Here is a 10,678-nt window from a genome sequence, read left to right as displayed (position 1 = left end):
TATCAGTTTGTGTTGTGATATTTTCTCGATCCTACTAGCTTTTTGCTAAGCTTTTAACATCATAAAAAATGCCACCCAATTTAATTGGATGGCTTACTTTATTTGGATGAATGATGAAGTGATCTATTCCAGTCTGTTGATTATTTCTAAAGCTTTCGTCTTATAGAAACTATTTCCCTGGGCAATTACATGGAATTGCTTAAGAGCTTTTTCTTTCTCATTGGTCATGAGGTAACAAAAACCAAGATACCATTCAGATTGCTCTATAAACAGGTTATTCTTATGCTTTAGCACTCTGGTGAAGTTCTTATTCGCTTTTGAATATTCATTAATTTCAATATTCGAGATACCTGAATAAAAATTACCGGTGATGTTCGTACTGTCTTTATCCAGTATTTTCTTGAATAAAGTTAATGCAGTTCGATAATCTTTAGTTTCATAACTTTTTAAAGCCGTTACCAATAGATTATCAATCATGACATCTGACGAACGAGTGTTGACAACAACATTGTAAGGCTTATAGTAATTGCTAAAAACTTTATCGTTTGAATAAGTAGATGGATTGTTTAGTATATACATTAAACTTCCCAAACCAATTACTAAGGCCAGAGATGCCGCTGTAATATTCCACTTAGTCAAAAATTTCAGCTTTCGCTTTTCAGCAGGATTGTGAGGGGTTTCAATCGCCTCTAATTTACTTCTAAGATCCATAACGTCTTGTTCTATTATGGCCTCATTAACCTCCGTGTGAAGGTCAAGCTCCATTTGAAGATCCAAGTCTTCGAGTAAGTCTTTCTCGAACTCCTTTAATTGGTTTTCTGTCAGATCACCGTCAAGAAAATCCTCGATACGGTCAAAATTCATGTCATCCATCATATACTTCTTTAAATTCATTATCACTTTTAATGCTTTCTATCAATGTTTGTTTGCACTGATATTTTTTCTTTTTTGCATACTTCTCACTCTTATATCCCATAATTTCGGATATTTCCTTTAAGGAAACTTTTTCAAGAGTTAATTGAAGCAATTGCTTGCAATCAGGACCAAGAAGTTTGAAGTGTTTCTGATACAGCCTATACCTTTCGGTTTGATCATAGGTCTCTGTTGCTTCATCCAATCTATTGTCCAAAATAGCTTCTGAACTAATTTCATTGCTATTTTTTCTTTTTTCAAGTTGCTTCAACCATAAAAGTCTGCAAACAGAATAGATATAAGTTTTAAAATTACAATTCAGAACCAGCGGTTCTTTTTTCATTTTACGGTAGATTACGATAATGGCCTCTTGAAAAAGATCTCTTGCATCTTCTTCGTTGCCGTTATTGTTTTCTATATAATTTCGAATACTTGGGAAGAATTTGCTGTAGATGTAATTTAATACATCATTATTGCTCATGCTGATTCCCTCAAGTATCGCTTCCGTAGTGTAATCCATATTTCCTATCCCTTTATTCCCTTATTGACTAAAAGGTAACCCTCAAAAAGTAAAAAAAAGTAAAAAAAGTGCACTTTTCTGTGTAAGTGACTGATCAAGTGATTAATAAAATTAAAATAAAAATGATGATTTTAAATAAAAATGATGATTTTTTAACATAAATCGACGCAATATACAATTTTCTTAGAAACTTAAATGTTTCTAAAAGTTTGACTTTTTAATCAATTTGAATTTATATACGGTAGATGTCATAAAAAGATTTATGAATGGACAATTTATGGTAAAAAAAAAGATCAGATTTTCATTAGAAAATCTGATCTTTTCGTGGGCGATATAGGATTCGAACCTATGACCCCTTGGGTGTAAACCAAGTGCTCTGAACCAACTGAGCTAATCGCCCGAATATTGGGAATAGTTTGCTTTTTATAGTGGGCGATATAGGATTCGAACCTATGACCCCTTGGGTGTAAACCAAGTGCTCTGAACCAACTGAGCTAATCGCCCTTGCCCTTAAAAGCGATGCAAATATAGGATGGAATTATTTTATCTCCAAGTAGAATAATTAAAAATGTGAAAATATATTTTTTAGAGGTGCCATTATGAACAGAAATCTTTACTTTTAACACTCATAAAAAATTGATACTATGGATAATAATTTAGAAAGCGACTGGAACAAAATTTTATATAAAATTTCTGAAGATTTTAATGTGGATGCCGATTTAAATGGAACTTTACTACTTATTGGGATACAGGAGCGAGGAAAAGGCTTTCAGGAGAAGTATGAAAAGGACGAAAAGATGGATCATATCAATTTAGCAACTTGTACTTTGTTGATGAAGTGGAATTACTATCAAATTGATGGGTATGATGAAAATCAATGGCCGGTTTTCAAAAAGAATAAAATGGTTCCCCCTTTTTCCAAGGAAAAGGAAGAGTTATTACTTAAATCTTCGATTGTAGAATATTTCAAAGAGAACGATTATTTAGAAACTGAAAATAAACGCTAGATACAAACATTAAAAAAACTGATCATTACCTATGAAAAATCTCATTTACATCTTTATTGTTTTTCTTTTTATATCCTGCCAGAAAAAATTGGAGCTGGGTAAAAAAGATAGAGTTGTTGAAGTCGAAACGGAATATGGAAATCTGAAAATTCGTTTATATGATGAAACGCCTGTTCATCGAGATAATTTTGTAAAATTAACTCATGATAAATTCTTTGACGGTACTCTATTTCATCGGGTGATAGATGGATTCATGATTCAAGGTGGGGATCCTGATTCAAAAAGTGCAAAATCAGGTGAGCGATTGGGCGAAGGCGGTCCGGGCTATCAGATACCTGCAGAAATTAAAAACGGTTTATTTCACAAGCGGGGGGTTTTGGCTGCCGCACGAGAAGGTGATGATGTGAATCCGGAAAAGAAATCAGCGGGTTCCCAATTTTATATTGTACAAGGAAAGGTTTACACTGTTGGTGAATTGGATACTTTACAAACGAAGCTGAACGGAAAACTAAGGAGTTCTATTTTCAAGAAGGTGCAAATGGAAAAAGCTGAATTTCTTTCCAAATGTCAAATGGAAGGGGAGTTGGAGAAGTTGACAGAGGCAATTGATCACATTAAATTTGAAGTTGATTCAATGTTTAATTTGGAGAAAATTGTTTTAAGTAAACAGCAAATTGAAGCCTATACTACTGTTGGTGGAATTCCTCATTTGGATGGAAATTACACGGTTTTTGGTGAAGTTATCGAGGGAATGGATTTAATTGATTCCATAGCAAGAGTTGAGAAAGATGATTTCGATCGCCCATTGAAAGACATATCAATGAAAATTAAAATTTTAAAATAAACCTGCTGTTTTAATGATAGAAGAAAGAGCTTTGCAATGAATGCAAAGCTTTTTTTGGTTTCAATCGCATGATATTTATCTTAGTGCAAATTTTAAAAGAAGGAAATCAATGAATTTCAGTAAGAAAGTATTTTTAGCAATTGTAATTATTCTAATCACTAAGCTAACATTTGGGCAAGCTACGAATTCGATTATTTTGATTGAAACCAATATGGGGAATATCAAATTGATGCTTTACAAAGAAACCCCAAAGCATCGGCAGAATTTTCTTCAATTGATAGAAAACGGTCATTTCGATGGAACGCTGTTTTACCGGGTGATAAAGGGTTTTGTGGCTCAGGGTGGCTCGCAGGATTCCAGAAATGCACCGGCAGGAAAGATGATTGGTTATGGTAGTTCGAACAGAACCATTGAATCAGAGTTTAATAAAAAGTTTTTTCATAAAAAGGGAGCTATTGCTGCACCTCGAAAGCCCGATAATGTGAATATTTTTAAAGAATCGGATATTTCTCAATTTTATATTGCTCACGGCAGAGTTTTTTCTGATGAGGAATTGACACTGATGGAGAAAGAAGTGAATGTTCCTTTGCGAAAGCGAATCGTTAAACGGTATTTAACTTTAGATAAAAGGGCCGTTTTGGATTCTTTGAAAAAAGCTGATAAAGTTGACGAGTTTAGAGCCATTGCCAAGACGATTAAGGGGTCTATTGAATTTGCATACAATAGTTCCAATTTAAAACTGGAATTTTCGGAGGCACGTCGGAAAGCCTACACAACGATTGGCGGTGTTCCGCATCTTGATGGGAATTATACTGTTTTTGGGGAAGTAGTAGAAGGATTGGATGTTTTGGATAAGATTGTTGATTTGGAAACAGATGAAAATGACCGACCGTTTCAGGATGTAAAAATGAAAGTGAAAATTCTGGAATACTAAATAATTTAGGAATCTTCAGTCTAAAATAGAATCCTCAGTAACAAGGAGAAAAAACTTTTTGTAACTTTGCCGACTATCGGATTTCAAAAGATTAAAAATATGTTAGACAAAATAAAGAATTTATTGGAGGAGTTGAATGGATTTTCGGCAACTACACTAGAGGAAGTTGAACAATTTAGAATCAAGCACCTTAGTAAAAAAGGTAGTATTGCTGTTTTGTTTGCAGATTTTAAGGATGTTCCAAACGAGCAGAAAAAAGCTGTCGGACAGGCTCTTAACGAGTTGAAGACAACTGCTTTGGATATAGTAAATTCTCTTAAAGATAGTTTCACCAATCTTGATTTTGGAAAGTCAGGTTTGGATTTGACTTTATCGGGAGATGCGGTTAAGTTGGGTTCCCGCCATCCGCTTTCTTTGGTGAAAAATGAAATTACCGAAATATTTTCTCGCCTGGGATTCACCATTTCCGAAGGTCCGGAGATTGAAGATGATTGGCATAACTTTTCGGCATTAAATTTTCCTGATGAGCATCCTGCACGTGATATGCAAGATACTTTCTTCATCGAAAAAAATCCGGATGTAATTTTGCGTACACATACCTCTTCGGTTCAGGCGCATGATATGTCTGAAATGGAATTGCCAATTCGTTGCTTAACGCCAGGTCGTGTTTTTCGTAACGAAGCTATTTCGGCACGAGCACATTGTATCTTTCACCAAATTGAATGTTTGTATATCGACGAGAACGTATCATTTGCCGATTTGAAGCAAACATTGACTTATTTCGCGAAAGAATTTTTTGGAGAGAAAACAGAAATTAGATTGCGACCATCATACTTCCCGTTTACAGAGCCATCGGCCGAGGTTGATGTTACTTGTTCACTTTGTGGCGGAAAGGGCTGTAATGTGTGCAAAGGAACCGGTTGGTTAGAGATTTTGGGTTGCGGTATGGTTGATCCGAATGTTTTGGAATTAAATGGAATTGATAATAAAAAATATACAGGCTTTGCATTGGGAATGGGAATTGAAAGAATCACCATGCTGAAATACGGCATTAAAGATCTGCGTTTGTTCTTCGAGAACGACATTCGCTTCCTGGAACAATTTTCTGCCGCAGGATTCTAGAAAACGGATAGAGTTTTTAGACTTGAGATAATCTTACACGATAAAAATAAAAAGTGCCCTTCATTCGGAGAGGCACTTTTTTATTTTTTGGACTATTGGACTATTGGACTATTCGAGACTCTTTTGTCTAGATAATCCGGGCTAAAGCCACGGGCAAAGAATAAATGAGCTTTTCAATAGTATGCTGCGGACTGTTTGACCTTTTGACTGTTGGACTCTTCGACTTTTCAAGTTTTCTTTTTTTATTAATCCCCGGACTAAAGCCACGGAGCAAAGAATAAACGAGTTTTTCAATAGAATACTACGGACTGTCTGACCTTTAGATTGTTGAACTCTTCCACTTTTCAAGTTTTCCTTTTTTATTAATCCCCGGTCTAAAGCCAGGGGGAAAAGAATAAATGAGCTTTTCTTTTGCAATTACACCTTAATTAGAAAACTAAGGACTGTTTGACCTTTCGACTATTGGACGCTTCGACTTTCCCAGACCTTTCAAGATGTTTTTTACTCTTCATGATAAATAATCTCGGAAGTAACAGGAATTACCTGCTTGTACATTGCGCTTACGCCGCATTGCGATTCTTCGGAAATTTTAACGGCCCGCTCCAATTTTTTATGAGGTAGATCCTTGCCAAAGAATTCATAGGTAATGTGCATATTTTTATAGTAAGTGGGCTGACTTTCGGTTAACTCACCTTCTACCGATACTTTAATATCTGTAATATCCAGCCTCATTTTCTTTACAATTAACGCCGTATCGATGCCCGTACACCCTGCTAATGCGGTTAGCATCAGCTTTTTTGGCCGAAGACCTTTATCCTCACCGCCAAATTCAATTCCAGCGTCGGTAATCATTTTATGACCATCCATATTTGTTTCGAAGGCAAGGTTTCCCAGCCATGATAGTTCTACTTTGTGCTTCATAATTGCTGTATTTTTGTCCTTTTAACTGTGCTATATGTATAACTAAATTTGTATATTTGACCTTATTACAAATCGAAAACGATTTGTAATAAAAGTAGGAAAAAGCCTTCGAACCAAATAATTTTTTAAACATTTAGTTGTGTGTGGAAGTTCGAGAAAAGGAATTGTTATTGAATTAGTAGTATTGATTTCAGTTTTAATTTGAATTTAATGAAGCAGAATCCAATTCTTCCAAATTGCAATCAGTTAGCCGAGAAGTTCGGTGAAAGATTTCAAAATCTGAAGGTAGAAGATAAGAATCTATTGTTTTGGGATGAAGATGTTCATTTTTATAAAAGAGGTAGTATTATCTATTCGGAAGGTGATTCGGCCAAAGGATGTTATTTTCTTTTTTCGGGTGTTTTAAAAGTTTTTAAAACAGGTTTGGAAGGGAAGGAACAAATTATTCGGTTTGCAAAAGAATGCGATTTAATCGGTTTTCGTTCTGTGTTGAGTAAAGAGCGTGCTTGCACTTCAGCAAAAGTGATAGAAGATGCAGTGGTTTGTTTTATACCCGGAAATGTATTGACAAAGTTGATACGGGAAAATTCAGAGTTTGCGATGGAATTAATGCAAATCACTTGCAAAGAACTGGGTGAAGCAAACGACTATATTACTGATATTGCTCAAAAAACCGTACGCGAACGCTTAGCCGAGATTTTAATTCAATTGGAAGTAACCTTTGGATTAAGCGCGGAGGGTACGCTTAAAATAGCTCTAACCCGCGAAGAACTTGCCAATATGGTAGGAACGGCAACCGAATCGGTAATTCGTTTGTTGTCGGAGTTTAAATCCGACAAGTTAATTGAACTTAACGGGCGTAAAATTAAAATTATAAACAGTAAAGCACTTAAAAAAGTGGGCGGTATCGTTTAAGCTCTGTTTTTAAAAAATATTTCAACCCCATCTGGTTTCCTGGATGGGGTTTTTTGTATTGTTTTTTCCAAAGCAATTAGTAACTGATTTCGAGTTTACCAATTAATAACGAGTACGTTCGAAGAACCAGATCAATTGTATAGAGTCTTTAATTATCAAATAGGTACTATTCGAATTTAAAATATTATCTACGAATATTATTAACACTGATCTTTTTATTTCTGTTAACCCATAACACTGTGTTCAATTAACATTAATGTGCATTTTTAATTTGGGTGAATCTGGGAATATATTTACTTTCATGGGGCACTTTACCATTAGATAATTAAAATGAAAAAATTCCAAAACAAATACCGAATCCCCTCGGCTCGTGCTGTGTGGTGGAATTATTCCAACGAAGGCAGCTATTTCGTGACCATCTGTAGTCATAACAGGCAGTGGTTTTTTGGTTCTATTACTGATCAGAAAATGGAATTATCTGAAATTGGCAAGCTGGCCCATCAATTTTGGTTCGGGATTCCCAATCATTTCCCATTTGTAAAATTGCACGCCTTTGTAGTGATGCCTAATCATGTGCATGGCATTATCGAAATATCGAATATTGCAGAAGAGACGTTGCATGCAACGTCTGTGCTAGATGGATCGGATTCCAAAAATAAAAAAATTGCGGCCATATCCCCTAAAAAAGGATCATTGGCCAGCATCCTCCGATCCTATAAATCGGCCGTAACAAAAGAAGCGAGAAAAATAGATCCTGATTTTGAATGGCAGGAACGTTTTCACGATCACATCATTCGCGATGAGCCGGAATACCACCGAATCGAAAATTACATCAATAATAATCCCCGGAAATGGGACGATGATAAATTTAATGAATAATTGCAAAATGCGTGATAGAGACGTTGCATGCAACGTCTGTAAAGGATGGATCGGATTCCAAAAATAAAAAAATGGCGGCCATATCCCCTAAAAAAAGGATCATTGGCTAGCATCCTCCGATCCTATAAATCGGCCGTAAGAAAAGAGGCGCGAAAAATAGATTCTGATTTTGAATGGCCGGAACGATTTCACGATCACATCATTCGCGATGATCAGGAATACCTTCGAATCGCAAATTATATCAATAATAATCCCCGGAAACGGGGTGAGTATAAAAACAAATTTTTTGAATTTACATTTTAGTGACTAATATAAATTCACTGTTTAGTCCGTTCCAACATTTTTCCCTATTTTTAGCTTCACGATAATAAATTGACTAATTACCATTCTGCCTTGAAGAAAAAATTCCCCCATTTCCGCCAATTGGATGCCATGGATTGTGGCCCGACTTGCCTGCGTATGATTGCCGCTCACTTTGGTAAGAATTTCAGCCTTCAATCTTTACGCGATAAATCGCACATTACCCGCGAAGGAGTTTCGATGATGGGCATTGCCGATGCGGCGGAAAGCATTGGCCTGCGAACCATGGGGGTGCGCATCAGCTACGAGCAGCTCCAAAACGACGCTGCACTGCCAGCTATTTGCCATTGGGGACAAAATCACTTTGTGGTGGTTCACAAAATAGAGGTAAAAAAGAAAAAAACAACGGTTCATGTTGCCGATCCGGCTTCCGGATTGTTGAAATTTACCAAAGAGGAATTTATTAAGTCGTGGGCAAGTACACAAAGTCAGGGAGAGCTAAAAGGATTGTGTTTGTTGGTTGAAACCACACCCGATTTTTACGCTCAGGGCGACGAGGATCTTTCCCATAAAAAGAGTTTTACTTTTTTGCTTCAATATCTGAGACCTTACAAGAAATTTTTGGTGCAGTTGGTATTGGGAATGTTGTTTGGCAGTATGCTGCAATTAATTTTTCCATTCCTTACCCAATCCATTGTCGATGTAGGTATCAATACGCAGAACCTGAGTTTTATCTATTTGGTGCTGATTGCCCAATTGGTACTATTCATTTCGCGAATGTCTGTGGAATTCATTCGAAGCTGGATACTCTTACACATATCAACCCGAATTAATATTTCATTGATCTCCGATTTCCTAATCAAGTTAATGAAATTGCCAATTGGCTTTTTCGATATCAAGATGATTGGAGATTTGCTGCAGCGGATACAAGATCATACCCGAATCGAAAATTTCCTCACATCATCAACCTTAAGCATCCTGTTTTCGATGGTTAACTTGGTGATTTTTGGAATTGTTTTGGCCATTTACGACATGCAAATCTTTTTTGTTTTTGTAGTTGGATCGCTTTTGTATATCATTTGGGTGAATCTTTTTCTGCGAAAGCGCCGAGAATTGGATGGAAAACGATTTGCTCAACTTTCGAACAATCAGAATTCATTGGTGCAGTTAATCACCGGAATGCAGGAAATTAAGCTGAACAACTGCGAGAAACAAAAGCGTTGGGAGTGGGAGCAAATACAAGCTGAATTGTTTAAAGTGAGAACCAAAGGTCTGGCTTTGAATCAGTATCAGGTTTCAGGTTCCATTTTCTTCAACGAAACTAAGAATATCATCATCACCTTTTTAGCGGCCAAGTCGGTACTCGATGGCGGCATGACTTTGGGTATGATGTTGGCGGTGTCGTACATTTTGGGTCAATTGAATTCCCCGCTTGATAATTTGGTGCAGTTTATTCATTCGTGGCAGGATGCTAAAATATCGCTCGAGCGATTGGGTGAAATTCACGAGATGAAGGAGGAAGAAATGCCAAATGAGGATCGCTTAACAGAGATTCCCGAAGAAAAGGCCATTGACATCGAAAAGGTATTCTTCCAATACGAAGGTCCACATTCCGAAATGGTTCTCGATGATGTTAATTTGAAGATAGAAGATGGAAAAACCACTGCAATTGTTGGTGCATCGGGTAGCGGAAAAACTACTTTAATTAAGCTGATGTTGGGATTTTATCCAACTACAAAAGGAAGGATTTCCTTGGGTGGAGTCACTCTCGAAAATTACAGTTCATCGATGTGGCGGCAGAATTGCGGTGTGGTTATGCAGGATGGTTTTATCTTTTCGGATACCATCGCTAAAAACGTTGCCGTTGGAGTTGAGAATATTGATAAAAAGAGATTGTTGTATGCCGTTCAGGTTGCCTGTATCGATATGTTCATTGAAAGTCTGCCATTGCGGTACAACACAAGAATTGGTGCCAACGGTCATGGCTTAAGTCAGGGGCAAAAGCAACGGATTTTAATTGCCAGGGCAGTCTATAAAAACCCAAAATTTTTGTTCTTCGATGAAGCGACCAATGCCTTGGATGCAAACAACGAAAAGGCAATCATGAATAATTTGGATGAATTTAATAAAGGAAGAACCGTTGTTGTTGTTGCCCATCGATTGAGTACAGTTCGAAGTGCCGATAAAATTATCGTTTTGGATAAGGGAAAAATTGTTGAGGAGGGAACTCACGAGAATCTTACAAAATTAAAGGGAGCCTATTATCAATTGGTGAAGAATCAGCTTGAGCTGGGAAACTAGAAATTAATTAATAATTGGGAATT

Annotated in this window: 11 protein-coding genes and 2 tRNA genes; 8 read left to right on the top strand and 5 right to left on the bottom strand. The window is 36.6% G+C overall.

Annotation, left to right across the window (positions count from 1 at the left end; all coding sequences use genetic code 11):
* Nucleotides 1–123: 123 nt before the first annotated feature.
* The 4 genes from ALGA_RS09245 to ALGA_RS09230 form a co-directional block, all read right to left on the bottom strand.
* Nucleotides 124–894: a tetratricopeptide repeat protein gene (locus tag ALGA_RS09245; protein ID WP_096429049.1), complete on the bottom strand. Its 771-nt coding sequence runs from the start codon at nt 892–894 to the stop codon at nt 124–126.
* Complete coding sequence (locus ALGA_RS09240; RefSeq protein ID WP_096429048.1) at nt 866–1,432, bottom strand: RNA polymerase sigma factor; 567 nt, start codon at nt 1,430–1,432, stop codon at nt 866–868. The genes ALGA_RS09245 and ALGA_RS09240 overlap by 29 nt, the downstream gene beginning before the upstream one ends.
* 325 nt (nt 1,433–1,757) lie before the next feature.
* A tRNA-Val gene (locus ALGA_RS09235) sits at nt 1,758–1,832 on the bottom strand.
* Between the two features lie 29 nt (nt 1,833–1,861).
* Nucleotides 1,862–1,936: transfer RNA gene (locus tag ALGA_RS09230), tRNA-Val, on the bottom strand.
* 140 nt (nt 1,937–2,076) lie between these two features.
* Here ALGA_RS09230 and ALGA_RS09225 point away from each other — a divergent pair.
* The 4 genes from ALGA_RS09225 (at nt 2,077) to pheS (ending at nt 5,339) form a co-directional block, all read left to right on the top strand.
* Nucleotides 2,077–2,439 (top strand): hypothetical protein, encoded by a 363-nt coding sequence (locus tag ALGA_RS09225; RefSeq protein WP_096429047.1) that lies wholly within the window; start codon nt 2,077–2,079, stop codon nt 2,437–2,439.
* 31 nt (nt 2,440–2,470) lie between these two features.
* Nucleotides 2,471–3,283: a peptidylprolyl isomerase gene (locus ALGA_RS09220; protein WP_096429046.1), complete on the top strand. Its 813-nt coding sequence runs from the start codon at nt 2,471–2,473 to the stop codon at nt 3,281–3,283.
* A gap of 109 nt (nt 3,284–3,392) precedes the next feature.
* Nucleotides 3,393–4,217: a peptidylprolyl isomerase gene (locus tag ALGA_RS09215; RefSeq protein ID WP_162845418.1), complete on the top strand. Its 825-nt coding sequence runs from the start codon at nt 3,393–3,395 to the stop codon at nt 4,215–4,217.
* Between the two features lie 99 nt (nt 4,218–4,316).
* Nucleotides 4,317–5,339: a phenylalanine--tRNA ligase subunit alpha gene (gene pheS / locus ALGA_RS09210; RefSeq protein WP_096429044.1), complete on the top strand. Its 1,023-nt coding sequence runs from the start codon at nt 4,317–4,319 to the stop codon at nt 5,337–5,339.
* Between the two features lie 501 nt (nt 5,340–5,840).
* On the opposite strand, the gene ALGA_RS09205 is transcribed toward pheS, so the two are convergent.
* Nucleotides 5,841–6,260 (bottom strand): OsmC family protein, encoded by a 420-nt coding sequence (locus tag ALGA_RS09205; protein WP_096429043.1) that lies wholly within the window; start codon nt 6,258–6,260, stop codon nt 5,841–5,843.
* 210 nt (nt 6,261–6,470) lie between these two features.
* On the opposite strand from ALGA_RS09205, the gene ALGA_RS09200 reads away from it, so the two are divergent.
* The 4 genes from ALGA_RS09200 to ALGA_RS09185 all read left to right on the top strand — a co-directional run bounded on the left by ALGA_RS09200 (nt 6,471) and on the right by ALGA_RS09185 (nt 10,655).
* Nucleotides 6,471–7,175, top strand: coding sequence for a Crp/Fnr family transcriptional regulator (locus ALGA_RS09200; protein ID WP_096429042.1), 705 nt, complete (start codon nt 6,471–6,473; stop codon nt 7,173–7,175).
* Between the two features lie 330 nt (nt 7,176–7,505).
* The gene (locus ALGA_RS09195) at nt 7,506–8,054 is read left to right on the top strand and encodes a transposase (RefSeq protein WP_096429041.1); all 549 of its coding nucleotides are present in this window, start codon (nt 7,506–7,508) and stop codon (nt 8,052–8,054) included.
* 102 nt (nt 8,055–8,156) lie between these two features.
* On the top strand, nt 8,157–8,357 hold the full coding sequence (locus ALGA_RS09190; protein WP_145957602.1) for a hypothetical protein: 201 nt from the start codon (nt 8,157–8,159) through the stop codon (nt 8,355–8,357).
* A 90-nt stretch (nt 8,358–8,447) separates the two neighbouring features.
* Entirely contained in the window at nt 8,448–10,655 is a 2,208-nt protein-coding gene (locus tag ALGA_RS09185) for a peptidase domain-containing ABC transporter (RefSeq protein WP_096433554.1), read from the top strand.
* Nucleotides 10,656–10,678 lie beyond the last annotated feature (23 nt).

Source organism: Labilibaculum antarcticum (assembly GCF_002356295.1).
GTDB lineage: Bacteria > Bacteroidota > Bacteroidia > Bacteroidales > Marinifilaceae > Labilibaculum > Labilibaculum antarcticum.
The sequence above is the reverse complement of the archived record's forward strand: the minus strand, read 5'-3'. Positions and strand labels throughout refer to the sequence as shown.